Source organism: Micromonospora sp. PTRAS2, assembly GCF_054052245.1.
In genome coordinates this window covers 123,620-139,956 of sequence record NZ_JBSWBU010000012.1, presented here as the reverse complement: position 1 = coordinate 139,956, position 16,337 = coordinate 123,620, and the positions used below count along the sequence as shown (strand labels likewise).

Annotated in this window: 13 protein-coding genes; 10 read left to right on the top strand and 3 right to left on the bottom strand. The window is 73.4% G+C overall.

From position 1 onward, the window contains the following. Positions 1-684 precede the first annotated feature (684 nt). Together ACVMYR_RS27925 and ACVMYR_RS27920 are read left to right on the top strand one after the other, a co-directional pair. The gene (locus tag ACVMYR_RS27925) at positions 685-2,253 is read left to right on the top strand and encodes an MFS transporter (protein WP_077939368.1); all 1,569 of its coding nucleotides are present in this window, start codon (positions 685-687) and stop codon (positions 2,251-2,253) included. 11 nt (positions 2,254-2,264) lie between these two features. Further along, the gene (locus ACVMYR_RS27920) at positions 2,265-2,873 is read left to right on the top strand and encodes a TetR/AcrR family transcriptional regulator (protein WP_077939369.1); all 609 of its coding nucleotides are present in this window, start codon (positions 2,265-2,267) and stop codon (positions 2,871-2,873) included. Between the two features lie 139 nt (positions 2,874-3,012). On the opposite strand, the gene ACVMYR_RS27915 is transcribed toward ACVMYR_RS27920, so the two are convergent. After that, positions 3,013-4,932, bottom strand: a complete 1,920-nt coding sequence (locus ACVMYR_RS27915; RefSeq protein WP_077939370.1) for a helix-turn-helix domain-containing protein — start codon at positions 4,930-4,932, stop codon at positions 3,013-3,015. Between the two features lie 14 nt (positions 4,933-4,946). Continuing rightward, positions 4,947-5,729, bottom strand: coding sequence for a 3-hydroxybutyrate dehydrogenase (locus ACVMYR_RS27910; RefSeq protein ID WP_077939371.1), 783 nt, complete (start codon positions 5,727-5,729; stop codon positions 4,947-4,949). Positions 5,730-5,956: 227 nt separating this feature from the next. On the opposite strand from ACVMYR_RS27910, the gene ruvC reads away from it, so the two are divergent. The 8 genes from ruvC to ACVMYR_RS27870 all read left to right on the top strand — a co-directional run bounded on the left by ruvC (position 5,957) and on the right by ACVMYR_RS27870 (position 15,369). Then, the gene (gene ruvC, locus ACVMYR_RS27905) at positions 5,957-6,484 is read left to right on the top strand and encodes a crossover junction endodeoxyribonuclease RuvC (protein WP_077939372.1); all 528 of its coding nucleotides are present in this window, start codon (positions 5,957-5,959) and stop codon (positions 6,482-6,484) included. Then, complete coding sequence (gene ruvA, locus ACVMYR_RS27900; protein ID WP_077939373.1) at positions 6,481-7,083, top strand: Holliday junction branch migration protein RuvA; 603 nt, start codon at positions 6,481-6,483, stop codon at positions 7,081-7,083. The genes ruvC and ruvA overlap by 4 nt, the downstream gene beginning before the upstream one ends. Further along, the gene (ruvB, locus tag ACVMYR_RS27895; protein ID WP_077939374.1) at positions 7,080-8,150 is read left to right on the top strand and encodes a Holliday junction branch migration DNA helicase RuvB; all 1,071 of its coding nucleotides are present in this window, start codon (positions 7,080-7,082) and stop codon (positions 8,148-8,150) included. Before ruvA ends, ruvB begins: the two co-directional genes overlap by 4 nt. A gap of 139 nt (positions 8,151-8,289) precedes the next feature. Then, positions 8,290-8,634 (top strand): preprotein translocase subunit YajC, encoded by a 345-nt coding sequence (gene yajC, locus ACVMYR_RS27890; RefSeq protein ID WP_077939375.1) that lies wholly within the window; start codon positions 8,290-8,292, stop codon positions 8,632-8,634. A gap of 247 nt (positions 8,635-8,881) precedes the next feature. After that, a complete protein-coding gene (gene secD / locus ACVMYR_RS27885) occupies positions 8,882-10,768 on the top strand; it encodes a protein translocase subunit SecD (RefSeq protein WP_077939376.1) in 1,887 nt (628 codons plus the stop codon). A gap of 1 nt (position 10,769) precedes the next feature. Then, a complete protein-coding gene (gene secF, locus ACVMYR_RS27880) occupies positions 10,770-11,957 on the top strand; it encodes a protein translocase subunit SecF (RefSeq protein ID WP_077939377.1) in 1,188 nt (395 codons plus the stop codon). 96 nt (positions 11,958-12,053) lie between these two features. Further along, positions 12,054-12,620 carry an adenine phosphoribosyltransferase gene (locus tag ACVMYR_RS27875; protein ID WP_077939378.1) on the top strand — a complete coding sequence of 189 codons (567 nt, stop codon included), beginning with the start codon at positions 12,054-12,056 and terminating at the stop codon, positions 12,618-12,620. Positions 12,621-12,873: 253 nt separating this feature from the next. Next, positions 12,874-15,369, top strand: coding sequence for a RelA/SpoT family protein (locus tag ACVMYR_RS27870; protein ID WP_077939379.1), 2,496 nt, complete (start codon positions 12,874-12,876; stop codon positions 15,367-15,369). Between the two features lie 82 nt (positions 15,370-15,451). On the opposite strand, the gene ACVMYR_RS27865 is transcribed toward ACVMYR_RS27870, so the two are convergent. Continuing rightward, complete coding sequence (locus ACVMYR_RS27865) at positions 15,452-16,291, bottom strand: peptidylprolyl isomerase (RefSeq protein ID WP_077939380.1); 840 nt, start codon at positions 16,289-16,291, stop codon at positions 15,452-15,454. Positions 16,292-16,337: the final 46 nt, after the last annotated feature.

Genomic DNA, 16,337 nt, shown 5'->3' with positions numbered 1-16,337 from the left:
CGGGGTGCTGCTGCGGTCGTCCGTCAGGTGTAACGCCCCCGCCCCGGCCAGGATTCCGGCCCGGGAGTGCCGCCGGTCACCACCCCGACCCCGGCCTGACCCGGCCCGCCCCACCCCGCCCCACCCCCCCCGGCCCGCCCCACACCACCCCGCCGGGTCGGACAATCCGCTCATTCCGGTGGAGGGGTGACGGGATGCCGGGCAGGTGGGGGTATCAACGGCGCGGGATACCCCCACCTGCCCGACATGAAGTCGATCAACCCAGCGGCGCCCAGCCCGGCCCGCCCCCGGCTCGCCCCGCCCCCGGCCCGCCACGGCCCCGCCCCCGGCCCGCCCCGGCCCCGGCCCGCCCCGGCCCCGGCCCCGGGCCGGGACCGCCGGTCACTCCCGCCCCGCCCCACGCCAAAGCCGCCTCATGCCACGGCGCCGGGTCGGACAAACCGCCGCGCCGGGCCGTCGCGTGCGGGATGTCGGGCAGGTGGGGGGTATCCCGGCGCGTTGATGCCGCCACGTCGCCGACATGGAGTCGATCAACAGGATCGGGTGCCGGGTGGTGCGTGACGTGGCGCACAAACGATACGATCCGGTTCCGTATCGTAAACGGTTCGCCTAACGTCGTCGGAGTTACGATCCTGCCCCGTATCGTATTTGCGGGACGGGCGAACCGGGGGAGAGGACCGGCCCATGCAACCGCACGAGAACACCGGACATCCGAGGCGGTGGGCGATCCTCGGGGTGCTGGTGATCAGCCTCCTCGTCGTCGTCCTCGACAACACCATCCTCAACGTCGCCCTGCGCACCCTCGCCGACCCGGTGCACGGCCTCGGCGCGAGCCAGGGCGAGCTGGAGTGGGCGATCAACTCGTACACCCTGGTCTTCGCGGGTCTGCTCTTCACCTTCGGCGTGCTCGGCGACCGCGCCGGGCGCAAGCGCTTCCTGCTGGTCGGGCTGGTCCTGTTCGGGCTGTCGTCGCTGCTGTCGGCGTACGCGCAGAGCCCGGCGCAGCTCATCGGCGCCCGCGCGCTGATGGGCGTCGGCGGGGCGGCGATCATGCCGGTGACCCTGTCGATCATCTCCAACGTCTTCGACCCGCGGGAGCGCGGCCGGGCGATCGGCGTGTGGGCCGGCGCGGTCGGCCTCGCCGTGGCGATCGGCCCGATCCTCGGCGGCGCGCTGCTGGAACACTACTGGTGGGGCTCGGTCTTCCTGATCAACGTGCCGGTGGTCGCGGCCGGCGTGGTCCTGGTCGCCCTGCTGGTGCCCGAGTCCCGTGACCCCGACCCGGGGCGGGTCGACGTCCCCGGCGTGCTGCTGTCGGTGGTGGGCCTGGTCGCCCTGACCTACGGCATCATCGACGGCGGCGAGCACGGCTTCGAACGGCCCCTGGTCTGGGTGTCGATCCTCGGTGGCCTGGCCGTGCTGGCCTGGTTCGTGCTGCTGGAGCTGCGCAGCGACCACCCGTCGCTGGACGTCCGGCTGTTCCGGGTGCCCCGCTTCGCGGCCCCGGTGGCGCTGGTCGGGCTGGTCTTCTTCGCCGCCATGGGCGTGATGTTCTTCAGCTCGTTCTACCTGCAACTGGTCCGCGGCTACACCCCGCTGCAGACCGGCCTGCTCTTCCTGCCGTTCGCCGCCGCCCAGCTCGTCTTCGCCCCGCGCAGCGCGGCGATGGTCCGCCGGTACGGGGGCCGGGCCGTCGCGGCCGTCGGGCTGGCGCTGACCAGCGTGGCCCTCGCGGCGTTCGCGTTCATCGACGCGGGCACGCCGATCTGGGTGGTCCTGGTGGTCTTCCTCCTCCAGGGCATCGGCATGGCCAACATCATGCCGCCGGCCACCGAGTCGATCATGTCGGCGCTGCCCCGGGAGAAGGCCGGCGTCGGGTCGGCGGTCAGCAACACCGTGCGCCAGGTCGCCGGCGCCCTCGGCGTGGCCGTGCTCGGCTCGGTGCTGTCCGCGGTGTACCGGGACGACGTCGCCCCGGCCCTGCGGGGCCTGCCGGCGGGGGCGCACGAGGCGGCGAGCGAGTCGATCTCCGGCGCGTACGCGGCGGCCGGGCAGCTCGGTCCGACCGGGCCGGCCCTGGTCACGGCCGCCAACGGCGCCTTCGTCTCGGCGATGCACTGGGCCGCGGCGCTCTCCGCGGCGGTCGCCGTGCTCGGCTTCGTGGTCGTGCTGCGCTGGATGCCCGGCCGGGCCCTCGACCGGGCGGCCGGCGCACCGGCGGCGAGTGAACCCGAGTTGGCCGGAACAGCGTAGGTCCGGGAACAATGTCGGACATGACTTCCGCCGCCGAGGCTCCGCGGTCGCCCGGGCGACCGCGGAGCAGCCGCGCGGACGAGGCGATCGTGGAGGCCACCCTCGACCTGCTCGCGGAGGGCAGCACGATCGAGGCGCTCACCATCGAGGCGATCGCGGCCCGCGCCGGCGTCGGCAAGGCCACCATCTACCGCCGCTGGCCGGGCAAGGACGCGCTGCTGCTGGACGCGCTGCGCCGGCTCAAGGGCGTGCTGCCGAATCCGGCGGGCCACTCCGTGCGGGACGACCTGGTGCTGCTGGTCGGGGCGGTCGGCCACAACATCGACCCGCGCGCCGCGAAGATCATGCCCTGCCTCGTGCCGGAGGTGAACCGCAGCCCCGACCACTTCCGGCTCTACCAGAACATCATCGCGCCCCGCCGGCAGCTGATGCGCGAGGTGCTCCGCCGGGGGGTACGCCTCGGCGAGCTGCGGGCCGACCTCGACATCGAGGTGGCGATGGCGCTGCTCACCGGGCCGATGCTGATGCAGCGGATGCTGCGCTGGCACCCCGAGCTGGACGACGTCCTGCTCCCGGACCGGATCGTCGATGGCGTCCTGGACGGCATCCGGGCCCGCTGACGCACCCCGCCCCGGTCGGCGGGCCGTCGCCCCGCGCCGGTCGGCGGGCCGTCGCCCCGCGCCGGTCGGCGGGCCGTCGCCCCGCGCCGGTCGGCGGGCCGTCGCCCCGCGCCGGTCGGCGGCGTGGCGCCCCGAACCGTCAGGGCGCCGGCTCGCGGAGCCGGTGCAGGCGCAGCGCGAGCTGCACCTCCAGGGCCCGGCCGGGCTTCTGCCAGTCGGGGCCGAGCAGCTGGCCGACCCGTTCCAGCCGCTGGGTCACCGTGTTGACGTGCACGTGCAGCAGCTCGGCCGCCCGGGCCAGGCTGCCGCCCACCCCGAAGTACGCCTCCAGGGTCTTCACCAGCGCGGTGCCCCGCCTGGCGTCGTAGTCCACCACCGGCCCGACGGTGGTGGCGATGAACCGGGCCACGTCCCCGTCGCCCCGGTCGCCCACTGCGCCCAGCAGCAGCCCGACGAAGCCCAGCTCGGCGGTGCTCGCCCCCTGCCCGGTGCGGCCCAGCGCGCCGAGCGCCGTCAGGCAGCGGTCCGCCTCCTGGAAGATCGTCGCCAGCGAGGCGGGATCGGTCGACGGGCCGCTCGCCCCGGCGGTCACCGGCCGGCCGGTCACCCGGGACAGGTCCCGCGACACGGCGCGGGCCGCGCCGCCCGCGTCCCGGCCGGGCAGCATCAGCACCACCCGGCCGTCGCGCGCCGCCGCCAGGCCGCCGCGCGTCGAGGCGTACGTGGTGGCCCAGGAGAGCGCCCGCTGCCGGGCGGAACCCGTCGCGGCGATCGCGTCGTCGCCGACCGCCACCAGCACGTGCGGGGCGTCCAGGTCGACACCGAGGCGGCGGGCCCGGGTGCGCAGGGCGTCGGTGTCGGCCAGCGGCCGGGCGATCAGGTCGTCGAGCAGCTCGCCCCGCACCCGCCCCTCCGCCTCGGCCACGGTGCGGCGGAACAGCAGCAGCAGCGCGGTCACCAGCGCCGCCCGCTCCAGGATGCGCTGGTCGGCGTCGACCAGTTCGCCGTCGGGGCGCAGCACCAGCGCGCCCAGGTTCTCCGTGCCGGCGACCACGGCCGCGTACCAGAAGGGGCCCCGGCGGACGCTGCGCCCCTCGGTCCGCGACGCCGCGACCGCCTCCACCAGGTCCGCCCGGTCCGGCTCGTCGATCTGACCGACCCGGGCGAGCCGCCGCCCGTGGGCGTCGAGCGCCAGCAGCGCCCCGCCGAGCACGTCGGTGACGGCGGACGCCACGTCCTCGACCCCGCCGCCGCGCAGCACCAGCGCCGTCATCCGGTCGTGCGCTGCCGCCGCCCGCTCGACGGAGCTGCTGTGCGCCCGGATGGTGGTGTTGGCCGCCGACAGCTCCGCCAGCGCGGCCTGGGTCTCGGCCAGCAGCCGCGCCGTGTCGATCGCGACCGCCGCGTGCGCCGCGAGGGACACCAGCAGCGACACCTCCTCCCGGGCGAACGGCCGGGCGGAGCGGTTGGCGGCGTACAGCACGCCGATGGAGGTGGAGCCGAGCCGCAGCGGCACGCCGAGGATCGCCACCAGGCCCTCCTCGCCCACCCCGGCGTCGATCTCCCCGGTGTGGTGGAAGCGTTCGTCCTCGGGGTAGTTCGCGGTGACGTACGGGGTGCCGGACTGGGCCACCAGACCGCCCAGGCCCGCGCCCATCGGCAGCCGCAGCCGCTGGAACCGCGCCGAGATCGACCCGTCGGTGACCCGCATGTACGTGTCGCCGCGCTCGTCGTCGTCGAGCGTCATGTACGCCACGTCCGCGCCGAGCAGGTGCCGGGCCCGGTGCACGATCGCCCGCAGCACGGCGTCGAGGTCGCGCAGGCCGGCCAGGTCGCTCGCGGTGTCGTACAGGCCGGACAGCTCGCTCTCCCGGCGGCGCCGGCGCTCCAGCAGGGCCCGGACCCGCAGCGCGACCACCTTCGCCTGCTCCAGCTCGGCGAGCCGGTCGGGGGGCGCGCCGGCCGCGCGGGCCGCCACCAGCGGGCCCTCGAACTCCACCGCGGCGGCCTCCCGGGCGAGCAGTTCCAGGAACTCCACCGGCGACGACATGACCGACATTGTGCGCGAGGCCACTAGTTCGCCGTCCAGCCCCCGTCGAGGGCGATGGACGCGCCGGTGATGAACGCGGCCGGTGGCGCGCACAGGTACGCCAGCAGCTCCGCGACCTCCTCCGGCTCGATGAGCCGCTTGATCGCCGCCCGGGCCAGCATGATCTTCTCCACCACCTCGGCCTCACCGATGCCGTGGGTGGCGGCCTGGTCGGCGATCTGGTCCTGCACCAGCGCCGTGCGCACGTACGCCGGGTTGATGCAGTTGGCGGTGACCCCGTGCGCCGCGCCCTCCAGCGCGACCACCTTCGACAGCCCCTCCAGGGCGTGCTTCGCCGACACGTACGCCGACTTGTACGGCGAGGCCCGCAGCCCGTGCACGGAGGAGATGTTGACGATCCGCCCCCAGCCCCGGGCGTACATGTGCGGCAGCGCCCGGCGCACGATCCGGAACGGCGCCTCCACCATCACCCGGTGGATGTAGGCGAACCGCTCGGGCGGGAAGTCCGGCACCGGCGCGACGTGCTGCAGGCCGGCGTTGTTGACGACGATGTCCACGTCGGCGTCGAGCCGGTCCACCTCCGCCGGGTCGGCCAGGTCCACCCGCACGGCCCGGCCGCCGGCCAGCGCTGCGACCTCCTCGGCCGCGTCCGCGTCGCGGTCGAGGACCAGCACGCGGGCCCCGGCCGCCGCGAGCCGCAGGGCACAGGCCCGGCCGATGCCGCCGCCACCGCCGGTCACCAGCGCGGTCCGACCGGCCAGGTCGACGTGTACGACGTGGGGGCCCGCCACGGGTTCTGCCGTCATGGCGCACAAAGCTACGAGCTGGGTGGCCGGGGGCACATGGGTCGATGGCACATACTCGACACCCCGGCTGTGTGCCGCCACGCCCCCCGGCCCGTCGGCGGCCTGACCCCCGGCCCCTCGGCGGCCCGCCCCCTGCTCTTCGGCGGCGTGTCCCCACAGCCGGCTGTCGGGGCCGCCCAGTAGGGTGTCGAACACACGTACTGCCGACGTGGTGGGGAGGAGGCGGCGTGCGCGTGCTCGGCGTCGACCCGGGGCTGACCCGGTGCGGGGTCGGCGTGGTCGAGGGCGTGCCGGGCCGGCCCTGCACCCTGGTCGCCTACTACGTCGTCTACACCGACCCGGGCGACGACCTGCCGCTGCGCCTGCTGCACCTGGACCGCTCGCTCACCGAACTGGTCGCCGAGCACCGGCCGGACGCCGTCGCCGTCGAGCGGGTGTTCAGCCAGCACAACGTGCGCACCGTGATGGGCACCGCCCAGGCCAGCGGGATCGCCGTGCTGGCCGGCGCGCGCGCCGGGCTGCCCGTGCAGACCTACACCCCGAGCGAGGTCAAGGCCGCCATCACCGGCTCCGGCCAGGCCGACAAGGCGCAGATGACGACCATGGTGACCCGGCTGCTGCGGCTGCCCGAGCCGCCGAAGCCGGCCGACGCCGCCGACGCCCTGGCCCTGGCCATCTGCCACGTCTGGCGCGGCGGCACCCGCTCGAAGCTGGCCGAGGCGGCCGACCGGGCACGACGAGGAGGAGCACGATGATCGCCAGTGTGCGCGGGACGGTGACCGCGACCGGCCCGGACCACGCGGTGGTGGAGGTCGGCGGGGTGGGCCTGGCGGTGCACTGCGCGCCCGGCACGCTCGCCGACCTGCGGGTCGGCGAGCCGGCCCGGCTGGCCACCAGCCTGGTGGTCCGGGAGGACTCGCTCACCCTCTACGGCTTCGCCGACGACGACGCCAAGCAGCTGTTCGAGCTGCTCCAGACCGCGAGCGGGGTGGGGCCCCGGCTGGCCCAGGCGGTGCTCGCCGTGCACACCCCCGACGCGGTGCGCAAGGCCATCGCCAACGCCGACACCGCCGCGCTGACCCGGGTGCCGGGCATCGGCAAGAAGGGCGCCGAGCGCCTGGTGCTGGAGCTGCGGGACCGGATCGGCCCGGTGCCGGTGGGTGCCGACGGGGCGGCCGGCGTGACCGGGGGCGCCTGGCCCGAGCAGGTCCGCCAGGCGCTGGTGGGTCTCGGCTGGACGGCGGGCCAGGCCGACCAGGCGGTGGCCGCGGTCGCGGAGACCGTCGACGGCCCGCCGCCGCCCGTGCCGGTCCTGCTCAAGCAGGCCATCCGCCTGCTCGGCCGCACCCGATGACGGGGCCCGACGGCAACCTCGTCTCCGCGTACGTCAACGACGCGGAGCGTGACGCCGAGGCCAGCGTCCGGCCGAAGCGGCTGGAGGAGTTCATCGCCCAGCACCGGGTCCGCGAGCAGCTCGACCTGCTGCTGCGCAGCGCGATGCGGCGCGGCTCCCCGCCCGACCACATCCTGTTGTCGGGGCCGCCTGGCTTGGGTAAGACGACGCTGGCCAACATCGTGGCGGCCGAGCTGGGCTCCGGCATCCGGGTGACCAGCGGCCCGGCCATCGAGCGCTCCGGCGACCTCGCGGCGATCCTGACCAGCCTCACCGAGGGTGACGTGCTGTTCATCGACGAGATCCACCGGATCGCCAAGCCGGCGGAGGAGCTGCTCTACAGCGCGATGGAGGACTTCCGGGTCGACGTGATCGTCGGCAAGGGGCCGGGGGCCACCGCCATCCCGCTGGACGTCGAGCCGTTCACCCTGGTCGGGGCGACCACCCGGTCGGGCCTGCTGACCGGGCCGATGCGGGACCGCTTCGGCTTCGTCGCGCACCTCGACTTCTACTCCCCGGCCGACCTGGAGGTGCTGCTGCGCCGGTCGGCGCGCATCCTCGGGGTGCCGATCACCGACGACGGGGCCGCCGAGATCGCCGGCCGGTCCCGGGGCACCCCCCGGATCGCCAACCGGCTGCTGCGCCGGGTGCGCGACTTCGCCGAGGTCCGGGCCGACGGCACGGTCACGCTGGAGACGGCCCGGGCGGCCCTGACGGTGTACGACGTCGACGCGCTCGGGCTGGACCGGCTGGACCGGGCGGTGGTCACCGCGCTGGTCGACTCGTTCCGGGGCGGCCCGGTGGGCCTGTCGACGCTGGCCGTGGCGGTGGGGGAGCAGCCGGACACCGTCGAGGAGGTGTGCGAGCCGTTCCTGGTGCGGGCCGGGCTGCTCGCGCGTACGCCCCGGGGGCGGGTGGCCACCGAGGCGGCCTGGCGTCATCTGGGTCGTACCCCACCGAATGGTACATTTGGCACCGGTGCCCCTCCCGCGCCCGATCTGTTCTCCGCCGCGCCCGATGAGCCGTGATCCGTTCGTGATCTGTGCCGCATTCGGCGTTCCCAGGTGCAGGGACTAGACTCGCCGCGGTCTGTACAGGACGTGAGAATCCGCCTCCGCTCCGGTGCCCCTCGTGCCGAGCCGGAGGCCAATCGGAAGGTCAGTAACCGTGCTTTACGCAGCAGCGGGTGGCGGGGGAGCCGGCGGTCTCACGCCGATCCTCATGATCGCCCTGCTCTTCGGCGTCATGTACTTCATGATGATCCGCCCCCAGCAGAAGCGCCGCCGCGAGGCGGAGCGGATGCAGTCCACCCTCGGCCCCGGCGACGAGGTGGTCACCATTGGCGGGCTCTACGGCACGGTCACCGGCGTGGACGACGAGACCGTCCTGCTCGAGGTCGCCCCCGGCGTGCAGACCCGGTACGCCCGTCCGGCCATCGCCCGCGTCGTCAGCCAGGCCGAGCGGGCCGAGTCGACCGAGGACGTCGAGGACGCCGAGACCGTCAAGGAGTGACCGTCGTCCCGGGGACGGGGCAGCGGAGACAGCGATAAAACTGGATAGTTGGGCCCACGCCCGACGCCGACGCGTGAGCGCTGCCGGCCGCCGCCTCCGCGACGGCCGTGGGCAGCCGTGTCGACGTCGGGTCGCCGGCCCGGACACCCGTCGCCGGGACCCCCGGCCCGACCCTCGTGCCGCCGCCTAGGGCGGTGCGACCGTAACAGGGAGACAGACAGCCGTGGCACCACCACCTCAGGGACAGATGCGGCCCGGACGGCAGCTCGCCGTGCTCGGGCTCATCTTCGTCGTCCTCTATCTCTTGGTGTTCTTCTCGGGCGGCGCCAGTGGTGGCTTCAAGGACCGGCTGGAGCCCCGGCTCGGCCTGGACCTGGTCGGCGGCACCCGGATGACGCTGGAGGCGACGAACAGCCTCGACGGCAAGCCCCCGACGGCGGAGAACCTCGAAGAGGCCCGCCAGATCATCGAGAACCGGGTCAACGCCTACGGCGTGGCCGAGGCCGAGGTGGTCACCGAGGGCAACCGGAACATCGTCATCTCCCTGCCCGGCGAGAACCGCGACCTCACCGACGTCGGCAGCGCGGCCGAGCTGCGCTTCCGCAAGGTGCTCAAGGCCGCCGACGGCAGCGGCGCGGCGGCGGCCCCCGCGCCCACCCCGACGCCGGCCCCGTCCGGCAGCGCGTCGCCGAAGCCGTCCGGCAGCGCCAAGCCGTCGGGCAGCGCGTCGCCGTCCGGCGCGAAGGCCACCGCGTCGCCGAGCGCGGGCGGCCAGGGCGGCGGGGCGCCGGCCCCGAGCGCCAGCGCCACCCCGTCGCCCTCGGCGAGCGCCGCGCCGTCGTCGAGCGCCAGCGCCGAGCCGGTGCCGGCGGGCGTCGAGGAGCAGCGCAAGGCCGTCGAGCAGAAGGTCGGTGCCGCCGCCTGGCAGGCCGCGAGCGGCCTGCAGGCCCCGGCCGACCTGACCGCCGACCCGTCGCTGGCCGACAAGCTCAAGCCGTTCGGCGCGCTCAGCCCGCGCGAGGTCGCCGTGCTGCCGGCCGAGATGCAGTTCAACGTGCCGACAATCACCTGCGCGCAGCTCGACCAGCGCCCCCCGGCGTCGATCAAGGACGAGAAGCAGAAGGCCGTCGCCTGCGAGGACGGCGTCCAGAAATACCTGCTGGACGTGGCGAAGGTGCTCGGCACCGACGTCGGCGACGCCAACGCGGTGCTCGACCAGACCAGCTCCTGGGTGGTGAGCCTCGACTTCAAGGGCGCAGGCCAGGAGAAGTGGACCAACCTGACCCGCGAGGCGTTCAACAACGAGGGCCAGGCCTGCGACCAGACCGCGCTGGGTCAGGACGGCAAGTGCCGGGTCGCCGTGGTGCTGGACAACAAGGTCGTCTCCTCGCCGGAGATCCAGGGCGTGCTCACCGGTGACTCGCAGATCACCGGCAGCTTCGACAACAAGACGGCCAACGCCCTGGCCGGCCAGTTGCGCTACGGCGCGCTGCCGGTGACCTTCGAGGCGCAGGAGCAGCAGAACGTCACCGCCACCCTCGGCGCGAGCCACCTGCGCGCGGGCCTGCTCGCCGCCGGCATCGGCATGCTGCTGGTCATCATCTACTCGTTCTTCTACTACCGGCTGCTCGGCTCGGTCATCTTCCTGAGCCTGGTGCTGTCGGGTCTGCTGGTCTTCGGCGCGCTGGTCGTCCTGGGGCGGCAGATCGGCTTCACCCTCACCCTCGCCGGCATCGCCGGCATGATCGTCTCACTCGGTGTGGCGGCGGACTCGTTCGTCATCTACTTCGAGCGGCTCAAGGACGAGATCCGGGAGGGGCGCAGCCCGCGCAGCGCGGTGCCCCGGGCGTGGACCCGGGCCCGCCGGACGATCATCTCGGCCAACGCCATCACCATCATGTCGGCCGTGGTGCTCTACATCGTCTCGGTCGGCGCGGTGAAGGGCTTCGCCTTCGCGCTCGGCCTGGCCACGGTGCTCGACCTGGTCGTGGTCTTCCTGTTCCGTCACCCGATCATGACGATGTTCGCCCGGACCCGGGCGTTCCTGTCCCCGCGGGTCAGCGGTCTCGGCCGGATCCTTCCGCCCGCGCGGAGCGAGCAGGCCACCCGCACCTCGCGCGTCAAGGAGGCCTGAGATGGCTAAGACTGGTTTGGCGAGCCGCCTCTACGCGGGCGAGGCCGGCCTCGACGTCATCGGCCGGCGCAAGCTGTGGTTCGGTGTGGCCGGGGCGCTGATCCTCGTCGCCGTGCTCAGCTTCGCCCTGCGCGGTTTCACCCTGGGCATCGAGTTCGCCGGCGGCAACTCGTTCCAGGTGCCGGCCAGCGTCGGCACCCTCGACGACGCCGAGAAGACGGTCGACACGGTGCTGGCGAGCACTGCGGCGGGCGCCGAGGTGGTGACCGCGCAGAAGGTCGGCGGCACCGGCGGCGACTTCTACGAGATGCGCACCACGCAGCTCAACGCCGAGCAGGCCAACGCGGCGAAGGCCGAGATGGCCCGTGCGTTCGGCATCCAGCCCGACCAGATCAGCGGCAACCAGGTCAGCGAGGCGTGGGGCAGCCAGGTCACCTCCCGGGCGCTGCTCGGTCTGGTGATCTTCGTCCTGCTGGTGACGGTCTACCTGGTCCTGCGGTTCGAGTGGCGGATGGCGGCCGCCGCCGTCTCCTCGCTGTTCATGAACCTGATCCTCACCGCCGGCATCTACTCGCTGGTCGGCTTCGAGGTCACCCCGTCGACGATCATCGGGTTCCTCACGATCCTGGGCTTCGCGCTCTACGACGTGGTGGTGGTCTTCGACAAGGTGCAGGAGAACACCCGGGGCATCACGGCGAACAACAACCAGACGTACGGCGAGGCGGCCAACCTGGCCATCAACCAGAGCCTCATGCGGTCGCTGAACACCTCGGTGGTCGCGCTGCTGCCCGTCGGTGGTCTGCTCTTCATCGGCGCCGGCCTGCTGGGCGCGGGCACGCTGAAGGACCTCGGCCTGGTGCTGTTCGTCGGTATGGCGGTCGCCTTCCTGACCTCCATCCTGCTGGCCACCCCGCTGCTGGTGCTGCTGAAGAACTACGAGCCGCGGATCCAGGCGCACAACAAGCGGGTCCTGGCCCGGCGGACCGCCCTCGCCCGGGGCGAGATCACCCCGAAGGGCGCGGCGCGCCCGGCCGCCGACGCCGACGAGCCCGCCGACGCCGACGCGGCCCTGGCCGGGGCCGCCCCGAAGGTGGGCGCCCGGCCCGCCGGCAAGCGCGCGACCGGCGCCCGGGGCGGTCGCCCCGCCGGTGGCGGCGGCAACCGGCCGGGCGGCGCCAAGCGGCGCTGATCGGCCACACCGGTAGGGAACACGTTCCGACGGCGTCCCGCAGGCTGTGCGAGCAGCGTGCGGGACGCCGTCGGCCATGAAGGGAGACGGGCCGCCGTGACGGAGACGCACAGCGCCGGGGTACGGGGAGACAGCGGCCCGCGGGTCGCCGAGCTGGTCGCCAGCCGCGTGCTGGACGTGCCGGACTTCCCGAAGCCGGGCGTGATGTTCAAGGACCTGATGCCGCTCTTCGCCGACGGCGAGGTGTTCCGGCAGGTCGTCGACGGGATCGTGGCGTACCACGGGCGGGACGCGTTCGACGCCGTGGTGGGCATCGAGGCCCGGGGCTTCGTCGTCGCGGCGGCCATCGCGTACGCGACGGGGGTGGGCGTGGTGCCGGTGCGCAAGGCCGGCAAGCTGCCCCGCCCCGCCTACTCGGCCTCCTACGCCCTGGAGTACGGCGAGGCGACGCTGGAGGTGCACGAGGACGCGTTCACCGCCGGGCACCGGGTGCTGGTGGTCGACGACGTGCTCGCCACCGGCGGCACCGCCGAGGCCACCCTCGATCTGGTGGAGCGGGCCGGCGGCACGGTGGCCGGCTTCACGGTGCTGCTGGAGCTGGGGTTCCTCGGCGGGCGCAAGCGGCTCGCCCCGCGCCCCGTGCACGCCCTGCTGAGCGTGTGAGCCGTCCGGGCCGCCCCTCGCCCCGGCACCGACGACCCGGGGCGCGGCGTGCGCAGTGCCTGTTCGTGCCCCGGTGCCCGATTGGTGGCCCCGGCCGCCGGGCGGACCCGGTGGGGACCGTCCGGCGGAGCGGCGGGGCACCGTGCGTGCGGGTAGCATTGCCCATTGCTGACCGGGCGGGTGACCGTCCGGGCGGCGTGAGACCAGGCCGGCCGGACGGTCGGCGCATCCCCGGCGAGCGGTGAGGAGGCCGGTGTCCCACGATGTCGTCCCTCCGGTGGAGGGCACGGTGCACCCGACAGGCGACGCTGACGGTTCGGTAACCGATCGGGGCGCTGACGCCCTGGCCGTGGCGGGTGGGAACGGCGCGGGCTCCGGGTCCGCCGACGGCGCGGCGGCGGGTGCCGGTGCGCCGCTGTTCCCGGCCGACGCCGCCGACGATCCGTCGCAGCTCACCGGCGATCCGTCGCCGAGCGGCGGCTTCGCCCTCTCCAACGCGCCCACCGGGCGGCGGGTGCGGGCGAGGCTGGCCCGGTTCAACGCGCCCTGGCAGACCTCGCAGGTCAGCGAGGTGCTGGAGCCGCTGATCTCCAGCCACCGGGAGAACCACCCGAAGGCCGACGCGAAGCTGATCCAGACCGCGTTCGACACCGCCAACCGCTGGCACTCCGGTCAATACCGCAAGTCCGGCGACCCGTACATCACCCATCCGCTCGCGGTGGCCACCATCCTGGCCAACCTGGGCATGGACACCACGACGCTGGTCGCCGCGCTGCTGCACGACACGATCGAGGACACCGAATACACCCTCGACCAGATGAAGGTCGACTTCGGCCCCGAGGTGACCCTGCTCGTCGACGGGGTGACCAAGCTCGACAAGGTCAAGCTCGGCGACGCCGCGAAGGCGGAGACGATCCGCAAGATGGTCGTGGCGATGGCGAAGGACCCGCGGGTCCTGGTGATCAAGCTGGCCGACCGGCTGCACAACATGCGCACCCTCTCCTTCCTGCCCGCGCCGAAGCGGGAGCAGAAGGCGAAGGAGACGCTGGAGATCCTGGCGCCGCTGGCGCACCGCCTCGGCATGAACACGATCAAGTGGGAGCTGGAGGACCTAGCCTTCGGCACGCTGTTCCCGAAGCGGTACGAGGAGATCCTGCGCCTGATCGGGGAGCACCAGCCGCAGCGGGAGTCGCTGCTGCGTCAGGTGACGCAGAAGGTGGGCACCGACCTGAAGGCCGCCAAGATCAAGGCGGAGACGACGGGCCGGCCGAAGCACCTCTACTCGATCTACCAGAAGATGATCGTGCGGGGCCGCGACTTCAACGACATCTACGACCTGGTCGGGGTTCGGATCCTGGTCGACACGGTGCGCGACTGCTACGCCGCGCTGGGCGTGATCCACGCGAACTGGCAGCCCGTGCCGGGCCGGTTCAAGGACTACATCGCGATGCCCAAGTTCAACATGTACCAGTCGCTGCACACGACGGTCATCGGGCCCACCGGCAAACCGGTGGAGATGCAGATCCGCACGTACGCGATGCACCGCACCGCCGAGTTCGGCATCGCCGCCCACTGGAAGTACAAGGAGCACAAGGGCACCCAGATCGTCGGCCCGCCCGCGCACATCGACGAGATGACGTGGCTGCGGCAGCTGCTGGACTGGCAGCGGGAGGCGGCCGACCCGAGCGAGTTCCTCGACGCGTTGCGGTTCGACCTGTCGAGCCAGGAGGTGTACGTCTTCACCCCCAAGGGTGACGTCATTCCCCTGCCGACGGGGTCGACGCCGGTGGACTTCGCGTACGCGGTGCACACCGAGGTCGGGCACAAGTGCATCGGGGCGCGGGTCAACGGCAAGCTGGTGCCGTTGGAGTCGACGCTGTCCAACGGCGACGTGATCGAGATCTTCACGTCGAAGTCGGACACGGCCGGGCCGACGCAGGACTGGCTGGGCTTCGTGAAGAGCCCCCGGGCGCGCACGAAGATCCGGCAATACTTCAACAAGGAGCGGCGCGAGGAGGCGATCGAGGCCGGCAAGGACGCGATCGTCAAGGCGATGCGCAAGCAGGGCATGCCGTTGCAGCGGATGCTCACCTCCGACGCGCTGATGGCCATCGCGCGGGACCTGCACCTGGCCGACGTGGCGTCGCTGTACGCGGCGGTCGGCGACAGCCAGGTCTCCGCCCAGTCGGTGGTGCAGAAGCTGATGGCCGCCTACGGGGGCGAGGAGGGCGCGGCGGAGGACATCGCCGAGACCGCCGTGGCCACCCGGCCGCCGCGCAGCCGGCAGAGCAGCGCCGACCCGGGTGTGGTGGTGCGGGGCGTCAGCGACGTGTGGATCAAGCTGGCCCGCTGCTGCACCCCGGTGCCGCCCGACTCGGTGTTCGGGTTCGTCACCCGCTCCGGCGGGGTCAGCGTGCACCGCGACGACTGCGCCAACGCCGAGGACCTGCGGGCCCAGGCCGAGCGGGTGGTCGAGGTCAGCTGGAAGCTCACCTCCGCCTCCACGTTCCTGGTGGCCATCCAGGTGGAGGCCCTCGACCGGCACAAGCTCCTCGCCGACGTCACCCGGGTGCTCTCCGAGGAGCGGGTCAACATCCTCTCCGCGACGGTCACCACCACCCGCGACCGGGTGGCGGTGAGCCGGTTCAGCTTCGAGATGGCCGACCCGAAGCACCTGGGGCACCTGCTGGCCGCCGTCCGCAAGGTCGACGGGGTGTTCGACGCCTACCGGGTCACCTCGGGGTCCTGAGCCGCTCAGCAGGGCCCCGGACACGAAAGCGCCCGCCGGTGGTGACCGGCGGGCGCTTCGTCGTGCGGGGTGGGGCGGGCGGTCAGCCCTGCGCCTCGCTCATCGTCATCTTCTTGATGACGACCTCCTTCTTGGGGTGGCCGCCGCCGGCCTGCTTGGCGTACGCCCCGTCGTCGCCGGCCTTGGCGACATCCTTGACGATGTCCATCCCGCCGGTGATGGTGCCCAGGACGGTGTAGTTCGCGTCCAGCGGCGAGTCGCCGTAGACGATGAAGAACTGGCTGCCCGTGCTGCCCGGCTGCCCCGAGTTGGCCATCGCGATGACGCCCTCCGGGTACGGCGGGCGCTTGTCGGTCGGCAGGTTCTCCTCGGCCATCCGGTAGCTCGGGCCGCCGGTGCCGTCGGTGTCCCGCCAGCCCTTGCCGGTGGCGCTCGGGTCGCCGCACTGGAGCACCTTGATGCCCTCGGTGACCAGGCGGTGGCACTTGGTGTTGTCGAGGAAGTTCTTGCTCGCCAGGTGGGTGAAGCTCGCGGCGGTGCACGGCGCGGCCGACCGGTCGACCTTGGCGGTGATCGGGCCCAGGTTGGTGTCGAACGTCAGGGTCTGGGTGCCCGTGTTCGGTTGCTGGGCGGCCGGCAGCCCGACGTCCTTGATCTCCTTGGTCTGCTGCTCCTTGGGGACCTCGGTCCAGGCGCACTGCACGAAGCCGGGGGCGGCGGCGGTGTCCTGCTTCTTGTCGTCGTCGCCGCCGATGCTGGCGGCGAGCCAGACGGTGCCGGCGACCACGAGCAGCAGGGCCGCCCCGGCCCCGACGATCGCCTGCGTCTGCCGGCGCTTGCGGGCCCTGGCCGCGCGCTCGGCCATCTCCCGCTCGAGCCGGGCGCGCGCCGCCGCGCGCTGCCGCTCTCTGGTGGACGTCACGGTCGATCCTCCTGGACTGTCTCGGGCGCGGCCGGTGCCGCAAAAG